The following is a 15,838-nucleotide window of genomic DNA, read 5'->3' as shown; positions in this document are numbered from 1 at the left end:
CAGTATCCGTTGCGTCATGGGAGAGCCTACGCGCCCTCTCCCGCCACAACGGACGCACACCGTTAAATACAGCGAGAATGAGTAAATTGAGTACCACGAATTTTGTGATCGGCCAGCGCTGGATCAGTAACACTGAGCCTGAACTAGGCCTCGGCATCATCACCGAAAACGATAATCGCAGAATCACCATCAGCTTTCCCGCCGCCACCGAGCAGCGCACCTATTCCGCCGCCAACGCGCCCTTGAGCCGCGTGCAGTATCAGGTAGGCGATAACGTCAGCGATAACGACGAAAAGAAATACACCGTAGCCGGGGTGATTGAGCAACAAGGCTATCTGATCTATGAGGCGCTTGACGAAAAAGGCCGCAAAGTCGAACTGCCGGAGCTGGAATTAAGCAGCTTCGTCCACTTCGTCAGCCCGAAAGATCGCCTTTTCTCCGGCCAAGTCGACAAACTCAGCAGTTATCTCCTGCGCCAGGAAACCCTCGGCTACCAGACTCGCCAGCAGGCGACCCAGGGCTACGGCCTGATGGGCGCGCGAGTGCAACTTCTCCCCCACCAGATGTACATCGCCAACGAAGTGGCGCACCGTCATGCCCCCAGGGTCTTGCTGGCGGACGAAGTCGGCCTGGGTAAAACCATTGAGGCGGGCCTGATCCTGCATCACCAGCTGTTGAGCGGACGCGCCCAGCGCGTGCTGATCGTTGTGCCGGAGAGTCTGCTGCACCAGTGGCTGGTGGAAATGCTGCGTCGCTTTAATCTTCAGTTCTCCATCCTCGACAACGAGCGTTGCGAAGCGCTGACCGAGTCCGGCGAGGAAAATCCGTTTGAATGTTCTCAGTTGGTGCTCTGCAGCCTGAACTTCATCACTGACAACGATCAGTGGCGCGAACACGCACTGAACGCCCAGTGGGATATGCTGGTTGTGGATGAGGCGCACCATCTGAAGTGGTCCCCGGAACAACAGAGTCCCGCCTACAGCCATATCGAAGCACTGGCGCAGAAAGCGCCCGGCCTGTTGCTGCTGACCGCAACACCGGAGCAGCTGGGACTGGAAAGCCACTTCGCGCGTCTGCGCTTGCTGGACCCCGCCCGCTATCATGACCTGGAGCGGTTCCGGGAAGAGGAAAGCCAGTATCAACCAGTCAACGACCTGGTCAAAGAGTTGTTGGGTGAAAGCGGTCCGAAGCGTCTGTTGGACTCCAAGGATCTGCAGGAGAAACTGGCCGGCTACCTGGGACAGGATGCGGTGGACACGCTACTGACGGAGCTACAGCAATTCGAGGTCGACGCCGATGAGGACAGCCGGGAAGAAGCCCTGCACCGGGTCGAGCGCGCTGTACGCAAACTGTTGGATCAACACGGCGTAGGCCGGGTGCTGTTCCGCAATACCCGCTCCGCAATCAAAGGCTTCCCACAGCGCGTCTTGCATTTACATCCTCTGCCCCAGCCGGAAGAGCTCGCTGCCCTGGCCGCCTCCGCAAACCTGGAGCAACGGCTGCATCCAGAGCGCCTGCTGGGCGCGGAATGGGTTAAAACCGATTCCCGCGTGGAGTGGCTGGCGCAGTGGCTGAAACAAAATCGTCTGGAAAAGGTATTGGTGATCTGCGCTCATGCGGAAACCGCCCTAGATCTGGAAGACTTCCTGCGTTTACGCGGCGGCTACCGCACAGCGGTATTCCATGAAGGTTTGTCTTTGTTGGAGCGTGATCGCGCCGGCGCTTATTTCGCGGACGATGAATACGGCGCCCAGGCGCTGATCTGTTCAGAAATTGGCAGCGAAGGCCGTAACTTCCAGTTCGCCAGGCATGTGGTGTTGTTCGACTTGCCGCAAAATCCAGACTTGTTGGAACAACGCATTGGCCGACTGGATCGTATCGGACAGCGCCACGACGTGAATATCCACGTTCCGTTCTTCGAAAATTCCGCTCAGGAACGCCTGCTACGCTGGCATAACGAAGGCATCAACGCCTTCAGTCGCCCTTGCCCCGCCGGAGCGGCGATTTACCAGCGCTTTGCCGAGCGCCTGGAAAGCGAACTGGAGCAAACGGATGATCGGGATGAATTCAATCAATTAATCGCCGACACCCACCAGTTCACGGAAGAAACGCTGCAGGCGCTGCAACAAGGCCGCGATCCACTGCTGGAACTCAACTCCTGTGATCCGCTAAAAGCGAACGACCTGGTTGAGCAGATTGCAGAAGACGAGCGCCGCAAAGAGCTGGAAGACTACATCGAACGTGTATTCAGCCAATATGGCGTGGACCAGGAGCAGCACAGCGAACGCGCGTCTATCTTCCGCCCTGGGGATCATATGCAGTGCAGCCACTTCCCCGGATTGCCGGAAGACGGCGTCACCGCCACTTTCCATCGCGATCTGGCGTTAAGCCGCGACGACATGCAGTTCCTGACCTGGGAGCATCCCATTGTGACTGGCGCCATGGATATGATTCTGTGCGGCGAGTTCGGCAACACCGGGCTATGCACCATCAAGCTGCCGCCGTTGCAACCAGGAGCTCTGATGGTGGAGACCATTTTCCGCCTCAACTGCCCGGCGCCGAAGGCATTGCAGCTTTATCGCTTCCTGCCTAAAGAACCGGTGCGCCTGCTGATCGACAGCAGCGGCAAAGAGCTGGGCAAAATCCTGACTGCCGCTCACTTGCAGCAGCTGGGGGAAAATGTGCCCAAGCGCACCGCTCAGGATCTGGTGCGTCATGCCCGCCCGCAAATAGAACCATTGATCACCCAAGCGGAAAAAACCGCCGCAGCGCAGAAAAGCGAGCTGGTAGAGCGCTCTATAGCCGTTATGCTGCAATCCCAGCAAACGGAAATTGAGCGTTTGAAAGCGCTGGCGGAGGTGAATCCGAATATCCGTCAGGATGAGATTGATTTCCTCGTCCAGCAAACGGAAACACTGGAGAAGTACCTGAAGGGCGCGCAGCTGACGCTGGACGCCGTACGTGTGGTGATCGCCACCTAAGGCGGCAATCGCAGGAATGCACACCCGGCTGTCGGATCGCTCCGCAGCCGGGTTCTTACTGTTTACATATCGTCCCAAGCACTTTTCAGCACTTCCAGAACTTCCTCAAAGTCCGCTTCCGCCGGATTGAAGATAATAGACCCATCGTCCATCGCCACATCCGCGATTTTCGGCAGCAGATCCAGACTCACTTTGCCTGTTTCCTTCAATGTTCGCGGCAGCTTACAGCGCTCGAACAGCTCATCGCGCAACTCTCTGATCGCAGCAACCGCCCGTCTCGCACGTTGTTCCGGCGGCGTATTCGCGTATACCCGCGCTCCCGCCAACGGCAGCAACAACTCCGCCAACGGCTCGCGAATTTTGCCTTTACGCAGGTTGTATTCCAGCACATAAGGCAGAAACAAACTCATGCACATTCCATGAGGCAGATGACAAATAACTCCCAGCGCATGCCCCAGCGCATGCACCAATCCGACCATGGAATTGGAGAAAGCGATGCCAGCCATAGTTGAAGCTTGCGCCAACTCCAAACGCCCCTGCGGGTCTTTCGGGTTGTCCATCACTTCCAGCAAGTGCTCACTGATTTTTTTAACGGCGGAAACAGCATAAGCGTCGCTGAGCGGATTCTTGGCCATGCAGGTGTACGCTTCCACCGCATGAGTGAGCGCATCCATCGCCGTGGCGGCAGTGATGTGCGCGGGCAATGTCAACGTCATGCGCGGGTCGATAATCGCTGCATTAGGCAGTAGAAAGGGTGAGCCGAAAGGCAGCTTAACGCCCTTTTTCCGATCGGCGATCACCGCGACAGAAGTGACTTCCGACCCGGTGCCCGCCGTCGTGGGGATGACGAAGAAGGGCTTGAGCGGACGCTTCAGCACACCGGCGCCGGAGTACTTGGCCAAATTGTCGCCCCCTTCGGAAACCAGAATGTTAACGGCTTTTGCAGTATCGATTACCGATCCGCCGCCCACGGCGATGATGGAATCCGCCCCCTGCTCCCGGTACACCGCGGCGATACTGCGCACCACCTCAGTTGACGAGTCTGGCGGCACATCGTCAAAGATAGACGCCATCTCCACACCGCCTTCGCTGCAGGCGGTAATCACATAATCCGACAGTCCCGCGCCACGCACGCCTTTGTCAGTAATCATTAATGGATTCGATACGCCCAATGCACTGAGTTCAAAAGGAATATGCTCCAGCGCAGCCTCGCCCGCGATCACTTTGACCGGGCAAAAAAATTCGTAATACCCTTTGCTCATGCTGCTTTCCTCTGCTCAGACAAAAAGTTGGTCGCCACACGCAGATATATCCGCGCGCCCTGAATGAGTTTCTCCGGGAGTGTAATAGACGGATACTCTTTGATCGCCATCTCCGCCAGCAGTTTCGGCAAGATAAAGGCCTCCAGACGATTCAAGGCTCGCACCATTCGCACCGCGCTGGAAATATCGCCATCCACCACCATACGGTCATTGGCGAACGCGGTCGCTGTGCTTTCCTGAAATGAGAGCATGCGGAAGGCGTGCTCTATGTGTTTGATATAGATGGTTAAGTCCGCTTCGCCTTCGGAGTCGGACAAGAAGTTGAATGAGCCATCCGCCGCTTTGCGCAACATCAGCCCCGGCCCTGACGGCAATACCTTCATGGCGAAGGTGAAGTTTTCCGGAAAAGCCGACAATTCCCGCTGGATTTCATTATCTTCCTGGGAAATCGCCTGCAACGCACGGCCAACCACCTGCATCATGGTCGCCACATACAGCCGTTTGGCGCGGCTGATCGCCTGACTCTTGAGTTGCTGAATTCTCACGCTCCACCCACCCTGAGTTGTTGTTATACCGCTGCTTGACTACGCGTATGGCTTAAACCGGACGAGACTGCATTTTCTAGGCAAGCCATAACGTAACAAACGAGTTAGAGCTTTTACTCTAGACAGAAAGCCCGTTTCCGTCAATAGAAGGCGGTGAAGCGCAATGAAACCGACCTAAAGCCCTTCGCAATGGCTGCGCCAATAGGCTTCAGTGGCGTCATCAAGAGGAAAGAAATGTTCGATGCGAATGTCTCTGACCGTGATATCCAAGGGCGCGCCAAAGCTGGAGATTGAGCTGAACATTCTCAGCTTCACGCCGTCCAGATTGATATTGAAGTTGATGACAGGAGTATCCAGACTCTCAAGGTTGCGCTTTTTCCAGTCAGAAGGAATGCCTTCGATGCTCAACAATTCGTAAATAAACGCTTCATCCTCCGCAGCACCCGCCTCCAACGTATGCTCTCGCCAAATACGCTGGAGCATATGACAGGCCAGCAACTCCCAATCATCAACAAAAGGCCTCAGCCCATCCTGAGCCAGAAAGACCTTCATGAAATTCGGCGTCTCGCTGATCGCCATGCCGGCAGCCATAAGTCGTTGCATCATAAATTGCTGGGCAGCGTTCGCCTGAATCAGGTTGTAATGTCGATCCAACACCACAGCGGGATACGGCATGTGCGACTGCATCAGCTGCGCCAAAGCCTTGCGCACTGGGGCCATGGATGCCGCATCCAGACGCCGCTCACCAAACACCTGGCTGTATCCAGCCAGCGTCAGCAAACTATTGGTCGTCGTCATGTCCACTCCCAATATTCGCGCCATATGCAACACCATCTCTCGACTGGGCTTGGAGCGACCCGTCTCCATAAAACTGATATGTCGCGAAGACACCTCTGCTTCCAAAGAAAGCTCAAGCTGACTGAGCCGTCGCGCTTCTCTCAGCTCCCGTAACTTCACACCAAATGCGCTCATAACTATGACTCCCGACACTGATTTCTCTAAGGCCACCCTTTCACCCGCCTCAATTTGGCCAATATGCCCGCCAGAAGCAACTACCCGCCATTACCTCAGAGGTAATTGTTTGGCGTTAGTCCCTGCTTCAAAAATAGACCCGCAGACACTTCAATCAGGAGAAGAGTTATGACCCAAGTAAAAAATCGCCAATTGCTGGCTAAAACACTTTACGTCAATGCAGCCCTTTCACTGCTTCTGGCGATCGATCTGATACTGTTCCCATCCTGGTTCGCGGCCAAGGTAGGAGGACTGGCGACAGAGGTTTACATAGGATTAGGTATAGGGCTGGCGATATGGGCGGTGGATGTTTTTCTCGTTGCGCGCTCTCCCGCCTGGCAGGATAAGTTTTCAAAGTGGATTGTTTATCTCGATTGGGCCTGGGTGCTGGCCAGCGTGCTGTTGGTTGCGGTATTCAGCAGCAGCTTCTCGGGGCTTGGCTTGTTTCTGATTGTCGCGATCGCGCTAGCGGTGACGATACTTGCGCTGCTGGAGCAGACCGCAATTGGTAAGAACGAGGCAGTAGGGAGTGTTGGAGCCTAAAGACAATAGCCGCAATTAAAACGCAGAAAGACAAAAGGCGCAGCCTCCCAGCCGCGCCTTTCGTATATCCCTATAATCCCTGACCGCTTCCTGCGGTGAAGACATCATCCTTGTTGCATCCTTGCTTCCCAATCCTTGGGTGTTCGCTTTCGTCTCCTTACGATTCACATAATACGGATTCTCGATGGGCCACAAAATAAGCTTTCTCTGCTTGGCTTGTGAGATATTCGCCCAAGATCGAAGGAAAAACATCTCCGCCCCAAAAACAAAAGGCGCAGCCTCCCAGCCGCGCCTTTCGAATTTCCCTATTTTCCCTGACCGCTTCCTGCGGTGAAGACATCATCCTTGTTGCATCCTTGCTTCCCAATCCTTGGGTGTTCGCTTTCGTCTCCTTACGATTCACATATTACGGATTCATGAGGCGCCACAAAATAAGCTTTCTCTGCTTGCCTTGTGAGATATTCGCCCATGTATCATAAGACGACGCCGTTTTTCTCAATTGCGTCCTTAAAACGCAAGAAGGCGCAGCATTCCTTGCTGCGCCTTGAGATTTGAACGCTTCCCTTGCCGATTCCTATGGCTGTTCATCGTCCTTGTCGCTTCCTTTCCTCGCATCCTTACGTCCGTCTGTGCATCTTGCGGGTTAAATATTAGTAATCTTGAGAAGCGAAAAAAATACTATATGTCTGCTCTGCGTGTAGGAAATATCTCACAAGCCTAGAAAGACCCCTTCAGCGGGTTTCAATGACTTTTGTACAGGCGGCTTTCGGCTCAGGGTTGTTCAGCTCCAGACACATACGTTTGCACCTGACGCTGGTCGCCACCGCCGGCTCGCTCTCGCAACCAAAGGTCACCGCCACAGCAGCGCCGACAACCTCTCCAACTCGATGTTGGCCGCCTTCGAAAAAGAGGGCGCCAGCGCCAGATACGTCGATAATCGCCCACTGCTGCGGTTTGTCTATCGCCAAGACGGTGGCATAACCAGAGGAAAACTCTCCAGCATAATAAAACTGAGGTGATATGGCCCATTCGCCTTTATTGTTGATATACCCCCACAATGTATCCGAGCGAGCGGGAGCCAACCCATCAGAAAAGCGACCCGCAACCTGAATCTTGCGCGGTACGGAAGCCACACGTAAGCCTTGCTCATTAATGATCCAACCAGGCTCAGTGATATCCTCGCTCTCCGTCTCCACATAGGCCAGGCCTTCGCTAAAACTGGTGATGCGTGAGAACTGAGGCGCCAGCAGCAGGCGATCTTCATCCAGGTTAAAAAATCCCCATTTACCGTTGTAGTTGACGGCGACGATTGCACTATGAGGAGTAATTTCTATGTGGTCATACACCAGCGGAATAACAATCTCGCCGCTATGGTTAATCGCACCACACCCCAAGCGCCCCATTTGCCCTACTAGACATACCTGCGCATAAGCGCCAATAAAACCGTCAACGCAGCGATCAAACCAACGGTCGCCAACTGGCAGCCCCTCCAGGGAACGATATCTGCAGCGACCTTCACGCAGTTCTTGCTCATACCTCATATCGAACTGAATTTTGTCGTCACAACGAGGCGCGCCGTCTTTGACTTCGCATTGCAGCGTGGAAACATCCACCACAGAGGGCGCAGCCCATGCCTGAGAACATACGCTAGTCGCCAACAAGGCGGCCAGGCCGATATAGGACAAGACCCTCTTCAACATGATCACACGCTCGCCAATACCAGATTTATCCGACGATTACCCTTGCCTTTATTTTCGATTTTCCCTATCACAACAGGGCCAATTTCAGCGGTGTTCTTCACATGAGTGCCGCCGCAGGGCTGTAAATCAACGCCGTCTACGTTCACCAGCCTCACCTGGCCCGCCCCCCTTGGCGGCTGCACGGACAGTGTTCGGACCAGCTCTGGCTGAGCGTCCAGTTCTTCATCGGTAATCCAACGATAACTGACAGGATAAGCCGCAGAGACCAATGCGTTAATTCGGCGCTCCAAGTCTTCCTTGTCGGGAGAGTAATCCAGATAGAAGTCCAGACGACCTTTGTCCGCAGATATATTGCCTCCGGTTACAGGCGCGTCTATCAGGGAACACAATAAGTGCAGGCAAGTGTGCATCCGCATGTGCGCATAGCGGCGCTCCCAATCGATGCGAAGCGTCAGTTCCATGTCTTCCTTCAAGCCCTCTGAGCTGTCCAGAATGTGCAAGATTCCTTCGCCGTCCGGGTCTTTGCGGGAGTCTGTCACTTTCCAGATCCGAGCATCCTGGCTTTCCAACTCTCCCGTATCGCCGGGCTGCCCACCACCCAGAGGATAGAATATTGTCTTATTCAGTAATACTGCGTTTTCCTTGATCGCTACCACCCTGGCGACACACTCTTTTGCGTATGCGTCCTCTCTGAACAGCTCCTGCGTCATCATTATCACCCTGCGCTACGTATATGTTTTTCCTGCTTTTCCGTTACCAATGCCTGCGTTTTTCTCTATAACACTCAGGCGGGCTTATCCTGCACCAGCACCCAAGGCGCTACAACAACCGCCCATAGTTCATAGCTTTCGTCATGCCAACGCTGCGCAGTCTCCGCCGTCACGCCGCCCAGCTCGCCGGATTTGATCCAGGCTTCCACCTTTTGTTTGTCGTCCTGGGCCACCGCTGCAGCCGTTTCTATCAGATCAAGCTCTGTAGACACCAGTACGACCTGCCCCTTCGCATAAAAACGCTCCAACTCGCGCCAATTAATTCTCGCTGTATCAGACACCAGCTTCGCACGTAGTTCATCAGCGGGAGACAAGGGTTCGCCAGCGTTATTAATCTCTGTCATCAATCATTCTCTAATCAGTTAACTTTCAGAATGTCAGGCTGGCGGACATTATCAGAAATGCATGGAGCAATATCCACTCCTACGGTCCGGACATGTCATTGGGAATAGTTAACAGTGACGGCTTACAGGCCAAACGCGGGGAAATAGAAACTGGGTATAAGAATTAAAACTGGAAAATATAGTAACGGGGAAAGAAGGGGGAGGGATGAGGCGGATAAGAAGTAGTCGAGTAGGGATGAGTCGTACCGAGGGAGTTGAGAAAACGGCGGAATGAGTTAACGCCACTCCCCGGCAAGCTGCCGGGTGTGGCGTTTTTGCGCAGCGCGTTTAGCGCCAGCGCTTTTCTCGTGAATACCTCCTTTACGCATCAAGGGATTAATAGCATGGGGATTTCTTGCTTTCACAATAGCCTTGCGGCCAGTTTTTTTACTCATGATTACATTCTCCAAATAACCCAAATTGGGTTTACAGTTTTCGCTTATCCTTTGATGCAGATAAGCTGTTTAAGTTCATGAACCACTTCGACCAAGTCCGACTGATTCTTCATAACTTCATCAATGTCCTTATATGCCGAGGGGATTTCATCTAATACCCCCTTATCCTTTCTGCATTCGACGCCAGCAGTTTGTCGCTCAAGATCTTCGCGAGTGAAGCGTTGACGCGCTTGCATACGACTCATTTTACGACCTGCGCCATGGGCGCAAGAGCAAAAAGATTCCGGATTTCCCTTGCCTCTCACAATGAAGGATCTGGCGCCCATACTTCCTGGAATGATGCCAAGCTGCCCCTCCCTCGCACTGATCGCACCCTTGCGGGTGACATATACGTCCGCGCCATAATGCCGCTCTTTTTGCACATAATTGTGGTGGCAGTTAATCGCCTCACACGTAGTCGTAAACGACGGCAAAAACGGCTGCATGGCTCTTAACGTCAAACCAAGCATTTCCTGCCGATTCACTCTCGCGTATTCCTGGGCCCATTCGACAGCCTCCAGATAAGCCGCAAAGTGAGGGCTGCCTTCCTCAAAGTAGGCCAAGTCCCGGTCTGGCAGATTGGCGATATGTCGAGACATATCTTTACGAGCGCGCTCGATAAAATAGCGCCCGATCACATTACCGATTCCGCGACTGCCGGAGTGCAGCATCACCCAAACATCCTGGCTTTGATCAACGCACACTTCTATAAAGTGATTGCCGCTTCCCAGGGTTCCAAGTTGTCGCACCCAGATTTGTTGCGCCCGCGGCAGCATTTTGCTCAGTTTCGGATGCCGTTCCAGCAGCCTGTCCGCCCCTGAAGCCAGAGTTTTACATGCAGCAAACCGGGACGAGACAGAGGAATGCGCGCGCTGCCCGACAGGTACTGCACGCTCAATCGCAGAACGTATCCGACTTAAATCGTCCGGCAGTTGCGACGCTTTCAGCGACAATCTGACAGCATTCATGCCGCATCCGATATCCACTCCCACTGCGGACGGAATAATCGCGCTACGAGTAGGAATCACCGAGCCGACGGTGGCGCCAATGCCGACATGCACATCCGGCATCGCCGCAATGTGAGAATGAATGATTGGCAGACGCGCCAGATTCTTCAATTGGGACATTGCTTGATACTCCACCTCTGCAGTGAAAATCTTCACCGGTGCGGAGCCTGTGCCCCCAGATTTATTTAACTCAATAAAAACAGGCATAAATTTCCTGCGCCGACACTAACAATCTAAGGGTCGACGTCCTTATATGACCTCACTTGCCCACGCCAACGCGCCGACAAGAAGGCCTTCTTCATGGAAATGAGCCAAAACGAGAGGGGGTAAAACGCAAAAACCCCGATCAACGTGAGTCGACCGGGGTTTTCGTATGGAAGGTCCCGGCTCGAAAGGCTCTATTTATTCGCCTTTCAAGCCAACGCACTTGAAAGGCTTCTAGTCTGATTTTTTGCTCTGACTGATCAACACTTTCAAATGCCTCCTTAAATTCTGGTTTCTAGATGGCTTTCTAACTATTTTGAACACAACAGGCTGTGGCCGTGTTCCCAGCGAAAGCCGCTTAACTGGGAACTGAGCGCGGCATGATACGGCATGAAATCACCCTACGCAACAGCAAAGTTACCCTAGGGGAACTCTGTGATGAATACCTTATCTATCTGTGCAAAACTCAGATTGATCCTATAGATAAAAAGCCCAACAAGATAAAGAGGATGACCGCATGTTCGATTTCACTGACATAGCACACTGGGTTCAACTGCTATTGGTGCTGGGAACTGCTTTTTCAGCTTACTTTTTACTGTTGTTCATATTAGAACAAGGGACCATTAAAAGAGGAAAACTCAAGCCTCTAAAAAACACCGACTGGGATGACGTTCGCCAGTTGCGGGATCGGGGCCAGCTATACTGGGCTATACGCCGCTTGCGCCAACTGAAGCGAAGGAAAGGGGTCCGATTAAACTACGAGGACGCCTGGAAAGCTCTGAATGACCTATAGTCAATTCGTAACCCTCTATTTCTTTGCCGATTCTCGTACTTCTGTCACAAACTGACGTTAAATGTCACTTCGCACCTAACGCCCCTAACAACAAACCTAATAACATCTTGTTTTTATTGAAAAAATAAAATTGGCACGTAAATAGCTTATTAGATGGCAAGGATTTTTCTGGAGCGCGTTAGATGGCTAAATCGACAAAAGTTATCCACATCAGCAATACCCGACCCTCGTCGGCGCTGAATGCGCTCAACCGTATTACAGGCCTGGACTGGGGCAGAATGCCCAAATCACTGGTAAATGATATTGCGGAAGCAGCGCAGCAGGAATGTGAAGAGGAGCCCAATCGGGCGCAACCCAGCCTCATGAATACCATGAAAGCCGGGTAACAAATCAGGAATGTCTTAGGAAATATCAGGCGGAGCGTTGGTTGGTCGCCGCTTGCTCGCTGGCGTGACGTTGTACGTAGAGCTCTTCCACCGCAAAGGTTTCACCGTCCCGGGTTCCACCGCAGCAGGCTTTCATATAGGTGATGTCACCCTGCACTTCCAGCGTCACACAGCCTGAAAGCATAGTTGATGTACTAGTGCTCAACTTCGCCTCGTCGACCATTACTGCAAACTCGCCACGATCATCACGATACATGATCCACAGAGAAACGGGCTGCTCTGGGGGCGTTAAAAAACGCAACCATACGGCGGCGTTAAATGTTTTCTTTACTTTGGGAGCCCGCTTTGGCGTTGGCGCTTCCGCCTTGGCGCTCTTGCGCAGCATGCGCACGAAATCAAGCCGCGAGCCTTTGTCCAGCGATCTGCTTTGTTTTGACGGATCTACGTACTCGGTACGAGGCACATCCGCCAAAACCTTCAACTTCAATAACTTGCTTGGCATCGCCGAAGACATTCCCACCTCCTGTTCATCATTGCTCTACTTTAATCATTCGGCCATCGACAAAGAGTGAGCATTCTCCCCCGCAACCTGCCCATCAGCGCACACTTTTACCAAACAAAACATGCCGCAACAGAACGTTACAACCCTGTGTTATACTGCCTCTCCATTTTTGGAGAAATAACCATGTTGAAGGTAAATGAGTATTTTAACGGCAGAGTAAAATCCATCGCTTTCCAAACAGCGACTCTGCCGGCGACGGTCGGCGTCATGATTCCTGGAGACTATGAATTTTCCACCAGTCAACATGAGACGATGACCGTTGTAAGCGGAGCCTTGAGCGTCAAGCTGCCCGGAAGCGAAAGCTGGACGCGATTCAATGCGGGCGACCGTTTTGAGATACCGGCAAACGCCACATTTAATCTGAAGGTTGCAGTTGACACCGCTTATCTGTGCACTTACGGGTAAAAGCGTATATACAGTAGCCGCCCAATACGCCCTAGGACACCCTTTTTTTTCATTTTGAAACAAGTCGTTAGCCAAGCTGGCAACATAGCAAAAATGCATTAGGGTTGAAATCGTCCATATGGCCGCCATCTAATAAAGTTAATATTCAAAACCAACCAATTCGGGACAAGACAAAATGAATGAATCTCAATCCCCCGAGATGACTATGGACGTCAATAATCTGTATCTGGAAGAAGTGATCACAGATCAGAAAATCGGCGCTATCAGACGCCTGACGCCAGTCGACGCCAACGGCGCCAAGGATGAGTCGCGCAAAGTACTGTACTACGGACAGACCCAAATGATGACTCCAGCCGGCGCCCTGCCTCTGAACTTCGAGCTGGAAGCGGACTCCCTGGAACAAGCCGTAAACATGTTCTCCGAAGCCGCGAACAAGGCTATGCACCAGACTATCGAGGAACTCAAAGAGATGCGCAGACAAGCCGCCTCTTCCATCGTTGTTCCCGGTCAGGAAGGCATGGGCGGCATGCCCGCCGGCGGTAAGATTCAGCTACGCTAAGCCGTACTTTTAAGTCAGCAGACTTTGCCCAATAAAAAAGCGCCCGAAGGCGCTTTTTTATTGCTTAATTAACTTGCCAATCAGTGACCAGCCACTGGCGCCACAGCGCCTCTGGGCACGCGAATATCCTCCACCAGATCCTGAATATGGGCGGGCGGTTCCGCAGTCATCTTCGCGACCACTGTGGAGACGACGAAGTTGAAGACCATACCCAGCGTACCGATGCCTTCCGGTGAAATACCGAACCACCAGTGCTCCGGCGTATTGGCCGCAGGATTCACGAACTTGAAGTAAACGATATAGCTGAAGGTGAATATCAGACCTGTCAGCATACCCGCAATCGCGCCCTCTTTGTTCATGCGCTTGTAGAAGATTCCCATAATGATCGCCGGGAAGAAGGACGCCGCCGCCAGACCGAAGGCGAACGCCACTACCTGAGCGACAAATCCCGGCGGATTAATGCCGAAATAGCCCGCTACAGCAATGGCCGCCGCCGCCGCAATACGCGCCGCCAACAACTCCTGCTTCTCCGAAATATTCGGCATCAGGTTGCTCTTCAGCAAGTCGTGGGAGATTGAAGTTGAGATAACCAACAACAAACCCGCCGCCGTGGACAACGCCGCCGCCAAGCCGCCCGCCGCAATTAGCGCCACCACCCAACCAGGCAATTGCGCAATTTCCGGGTTAGCCAGCACCATGATGTCACGGTCGACATACAGCTCATTGGCGCTTTCCGTCGGAGCATTAGTGAGTGAACGCTCACCGTTGACGCCGCGTTGATCTGCTGCGAATTCCGGTTTCCCCGCAAACGGAGCGCCGGCGGAATACTGAATCTTGCCGTCGCCGTTCTTATCCTGCCACGCCAGCAAGCCCGCATTTTCCCAATTCTGGAACCACCCCGGCAGCTGCTTATATTCCGCATTGTTAACCGTCTGCACCAGATTCAATCGAGCGAATGAGGCCACCGCAGGCGCAGTGGTGTACAGAATGGCGATGAACAACAACGCCCAGCCTGCGGACAAGCGCGCGTCGCTGACTTTAGGCACAGTGAAGAAACGCACGATAACGTGCGGCAGCCCCGCTGTTCCCACCATCAAAGCCAGAGTGATTGCGAACGTATCGATAGTGGATTTGGACCCGCTGGTGTATTCCGCAAACCCTAGATCAATCGAAATCTGGTTCAGCTTGTCCAGCAGATAGGTGTCCGTTCCCTGCACGGTATCTCCGAACCCAATCTGAGGAATGGGATTGCCAGTCACCAGTATGGAAATGAAGATGGCCGGGATCATATACGCAAGAATCATGACGCAGTATTGCGCCACCTGGGTGTAGGTGATGCCTTTCATGCCGCCGAGCACTGCATAAATAAACACAATGCCCATGCCGATCATGACGCCAAGGTTGATATCCACTTCGAGATAACGGGAGAACACAATGCCTACGCCGCGCATCTGCCCTGCGACATAAGTAAAGGAGATAAAGATAACGCAAACGACCGCCACCATCCTCGCCGCTTGAGAGTAGTAACGCTCTCCCACGAACTCAGGCACGGTGAACTTGCCGAACTTGCGCAAATAGGGCGCGAGACACATCGCCAGCAGCACGTAACCACCGGTCCATCCCATCAGATAAACCGAGCCGTCGCGACCAACAAACGAAATAATGCCCGCCATAGAAATAAACGACGCCGCCGACATCCAGTCGGCGCCAGTGGCCATGCCGTTCGCAATCGGGTGCACACCTTTGCTTGCGACATAATATTCACTGGTAGAACCGGCTCTGGACCAGATTGCTATCCCGATATAGAGAGCAAAGGTCGCGCCGACGACAATATAAACTAAAACCTGGGTATCCATTTAGGCCTCCTACTACGTTTATTCTTCGTGTACGTCATGTTTGCGGTCCAGCTTGTTCATACGCCAGACATACACAAATATCAGTACAACAAAGGTGTAGATGGAGCCCTGTTGGGCGAACCAGAAACCTAAGGGGAAGCCACCGATTTTGATGGTGTCCAGGGCATCCACGAAGAGAATGCCGCAGCCATAGGAGACGACGAACCAAATCGTCAATAGTGTAAACAGTAGTTTCAGGTTGGCGCGCCAATAAGCGGCCTTGGCCGAAGCTTTTTCACTCGACATACCGACTCCTCCGCGTTGTTATTTTTATCGGTGTAATCAAGATAACACCGCCGCTGCGCGAGAAAATCTAGACCTTGGTATAAGTATTTTTGCCTATAAATTTCAGGATGTTACGTATAAAGGTCAAAGACATTTCCGACCAAAGTCTACAC

At 53.0% G+C, this 15,838-nt stretch carries 16 protein-coding genes; 5 read left to right on the top strand and 11 right to left on the bottom strand.

Features of this window, described 5'->3' with window-relative positions; all coding sequences use genetic code 11:
• Positions 1 to 77 precede the first annotated feature (77 nt).
• Positions 78 to 2,981: an RNA polymerase-associated protein RapA gene (gene rapA, locus EUZ85_RS10265; RefSeq protein ID WP_129498735.1), complete on the top strand. Its 2,904-nt coding sequence runs from the start codon at positions 78 to 80 to the stop codon at positions 2,979 to 2,981.
• A gap of 62 nt (positions 2,982 to 3,043) precedes the next feature.
• On the opposite strand, the gene EUZ85_RS10260 is transcribed toward rapA, so the two are convergent.
• The 3 genes from EUZ85_RS10260 to EUZ85_RS10250 all read right to left on the bottom strand — a co-directional run bounded on the left by EUZ85_RS10260 (position 3,044) and on the right by EUZ85_RS10250 (position 5,760).
• A complete protein-coding gene (locus EUZ85_RS10260; RefSeq protein ID WP_127969204.1) occupies positions 3,044 to 4,243 on the bottom strand; it encodes an iron-containing alcohol dehydrogenase in 1,200 nt (399 codons plus the stop codon).
• Positions 4,240 to 4,788, bottom strand: a complete 549-nt coding sequence (locus EUZ85_RS10255; RefSeq protein ID WP_206618040.1) for an SCP2 sterol-binding domain-containing protein — start codon at positions 4,786 to 4,788, stop codon at positions 4,240 to 4,242. The genes EUZ85_RS10260 and EUZ85_RS10255 overlap by 4 nt, the downstream gene beginning before the upstream one ends.
• 174 nt (positions 4,789 to 4,962) lie before the next feature.
• Positions 4,963 to 5,760 carry a helix-turn-helix domain-containing protein gene (locus tag EUZ85_RS10250; RefSeq protein WP_127969203.1) on the bottom strand — a complete coding sequence of 266 codons (798 nt, stop codon included), beginning with the start codon at positions 5,758 to 5,760 and terminating at the stop codon, positions 4,963 to 4,965.
• A gap of 168 nt (positions 5,761 to 5,928) precedes the next feature.
• Between EUZ85_RS10250 and EUZ85_RS10245 the strand changes: the two genes are divergently transcribed.
• Positions 5,929 to 6,342 (top strand): hypothetical protein, encoded by a 414-nt coding sequence (locus EUZ85_RS10245; protein WP_127969202.1) that lies wholly within the window; start codon positions 5,929 to 5,931, stop codon positions 6,340 to 6,342.
• A 731-nt stretch (positions 6,343 to 7,073) separates the two neighbouring features.
• Here EUZ85_RS10245 and EUZ85_RS10240 read toward each other — a convergent pair.
• From EUZ85_RS10240 to EUZ85_RS10225, 5 genes are all read right to left on the bottom strand, one after another.
• Entirely contained in the window at positions 7,074 to 8,042 is a 969-nt protein-coding gene (locus EUZ85_RS10240) for a WG repeat-containing protein (protein ID WP_127969201.1), read from the bottom strand.
• A gap of 2 nt (positions 8,043 to 8,044) precedes the next feature.
• Positions 8,045 to 8,755, bottom strand: coding sequence for an alanyl-tRNA editing protein (locus EUZ85_RS10235; RefSeq protein ID WP_241567006.1), 711 nt, complete (start codon positions 8,753 to 8,755; stop codon positions 8,045 to 8,047).
• 71 nt (positions 8,756 to 8,826) lie between these two features.
• Complete coding sequence (locus tag EUZ85_RS10230; RefSeq protein WP_127969199.1) at positions 8,827 to 9,156, bottom strand: DUF2288 domain-containing protein; 330 nt, start codon at positions 9,154 to 9,156, stop codon at positions 8,827 to 8,829.
• Positions 9,157 to 9,431: 275 nt separating this feature from the next.
• On the bottom strand, positions 9,432 to 9,590 hold the full coding sequence (locus tag EUZ85_RS31130) for a hypothetical protein (RefSeq protein ID WP_164887156.1): 159 nt from the start codon (positions 9,588 to 9,590) through the stop codon (positions 9,432 to 9,434).
• A 44-nt stretch (positions 9,591 to 9,634) separates the two neighbouring features.
• A complete protein-coding gene (locus EUZ85_RS10225; RefSeq protein WP_305000041.1) occupies positions 9,635 to 10,756 on the bottom strand; it encodes an RtcB family protein in 1,122 nt (373 codons plus the stop codon).
• 1,059 nt (positions 10,757 to 11,815) lie between these two features.
• On the opposite strand from EUZ85_RS10225, the gene EUZ85_RS10220 reads away from it, so the two are divergent.
• Positions 11,816 to 12,019: a hypothetical protein gene (locus EUZ85_RS10220; RefSeq protein ID WP_127969197.1), complete on the top strand. Its 204-nt coding sequence runs from the start codon at positions 11,816 to 11,818 to the stop codon at positions 12,017 to 12,019.
• A gap of 25 nt (positions 12,020 to 12,044) precedes the next feature.
• Here the strand turns inward: EUZ85_RS10220 and EUZ85_RS10215 are convergent, their stop codons facing one another.
• Positions 12,045 to 12,533, bottom strand: a complete 489-nt coding sequence (locus tag EUZ85_RS10215) for a hypothetical protein (protein WP_241567005.1) — start codon at positions 12,531 to 12,533, stop codon at positions 12,045 to 12,047.
• A 171-nt stretch (positions 12,534 to 12,704) separates the two neighbouring features.
• Here EUZ85_RS10215 and EUZ85_RS10210 point away from each other — a divergent pair, with 171 nt between their 5' ends.
• Both EUZ85_RS10210 and EUZ85_RS10205 read left to right on the top strand, forming a co-directional pair.
• Complete coding sequence (locus EUZ85_RS10210; protein WP_127969196.1) at positions 12,705 to 12,986, top strand: pyrimidine/purine nucleoside phosphorylase; 282 nt, start codon at positions 12,705 to 12,707, stop codon at positions 12,984 to 12,986.
• Positions 12,987 to 13,161: 175 nt separating this feature from the next.
• Positions 13,162 to 13,545, top strand: a complete 384-nt coding sequence (locus tag EUZ85_RS10205; RefSeq protein ID WP_127969195.1) for a hypothetical protein — start codon at positions 13,162 to 13,164, stop codon at positions 13,543 to 13,545.
• Positions 13,546 to 13,625: 80 nt separating this feature from the next.
• Here the strand turns inward: EUZ85_RS10205 and EUZ85_RS10200 are convergent, their stop codons facing one another.
• Positions 13,626 to 15,401 (bottom strand): sodium:solute symporter family protein, encoded by a 1,776-nt coding sequence (locus EUZ85_RS10200; RefSeq protein WP_127969194.1) that lies wholly within the window; start codon positions 15,399 to 15,401, stop codon positions 13,626 to 13,628.
• An 18-nt stretch (positions 15,402 to 15,419) separates the two neighbouring features.
• Complete coding sequence (locus EUZ85_RS10195; RefSeq protein ID WP_127969193.1) at positions 15,420 to 15,686, bottom strand: DUF4212 domain-containing protein; 267 nt, start codon at positions 15,684 to 15,686, stop codon at positions 15,420 to 15,422.
• Between the last annotated feature and the right edge of the window lie 152 nt (positions 15,687 to 15,838).

The organism is Hahella sp. KA22 (assembly GCF_004135205.1).
In the GTDB taxonomy this organism is placed as follows: Bacteria; Pseudomonadota; Gammaproteobacteria; order Pseudomonadales; family Oleiphilaceae; genus Hahella.
Note: the sequence above shows the minus strand (reverse complement) of the source record. Positions and strands in the feature narration are given on the sequence as shown.

Coding starts and splice junctions, on each gene's coding strand:
- rapA (WP_129498735.1), top strand. CDS start 78: ATGAGTAAATTGAGTACCACGAATTTTGTGATCGGCCAGCGCTGGATC.
- EUZ85_RS10260 (WP_127969204.1), bottom strand. CDS start 4,243: ATGAGCAAAGGGTATTACGAATTTTTTTGCCCGGTCAAAGTGATCGCG.
- EUZ85_RS10250 (WP_127969203.1), bottom strand. CDS start 5,760: ATGAGCGCATTTGGTGTGAAGTTACGGGAGCTGAGAGAAGCGCGACGG.
- EUZ85_RS10245 (WP_127969202.1), top strand. CDS start 5,929: ATGACCCAAGTAAAAAATCGCCAATTGCTGGCTAAAACACTTTACGTC.
- EUZ85_RS10240 (WP_127969201.1), bottom strand. CDS start 8,042: ATGTTGAAGAGGGTCTTGTCCTATATCGGCCTGGCCGCCTTGTTGGCG.
- EUZ85_RS10235 (WP_241567006.1), bottom strand. CDS start 8,755: ATGATGACGCAGGAGCTGTTCAGAGAGGACGCATACGCAAAAGAGTGT.
- EUZ85_RS10230 (WP_127969199.1), bottom strand. CDS start 9,156: ATGACAGAGATTAATAACGCTGGCGAACCCTTGTCTCCCGCTGATGAA.
- EUZ85_RS31130 (WP_164887156.1), bottom strand. CDS start 9,590: ATGAGTAAAAAAACTGGCCGCAAGGCTATTGTGAAAGCAAGAAATCCC.
- EUZ85_RS10225 (WP_305000041.1), bottom strand. CDS start 10,756: ATGTCCCAATTGAAGAATCTGGCGCGTCTGCCAATCATTCATTCTCAC.
- EUZ85_RS10220 (WP_127969197.1), top strand. CDS start 11,816: ATGGCTAAATCGACAAAAGTTATCCACATCAGCAATACCCGACCCTCG.
- EUZ85_RS10215 (WP_241567005.1), bottom strand. CDS start 12,533: ATGTCTTCGGCGATGCCAAGCAAGTTATTGAAGTTGAAGGTTTTGGCG.
- EUZ85_RS10210 (WP_127969196.1), top strand. CDS start 12,705: ATGTTGAAGGTAAATGAGTATTTTAACGGCAGAGTAAAATCCATCGCT.
- EUZ85_RS10205 (WP_127969195.1), top strand. CDS start 13,162: ATGAATGAATCTCAATCCCCCGAGATGACTATGGACGTCAATAATCTG.
- EUZ85_RS10200 (WP_127969194.1), bottom strand. CDS start 15,401: ATGGATACCCAGGTTTTAGTTTATATTGTCGTCGGCGCGACCTTTGCT.
- EUZ85_RS10195 (WP_127969193.1), bottom strand. CDS start 15,686: ATGTCGAGTGAAAAAGCTTCGGCCAAGGCCGCTTATTGGCGCGCCAAC.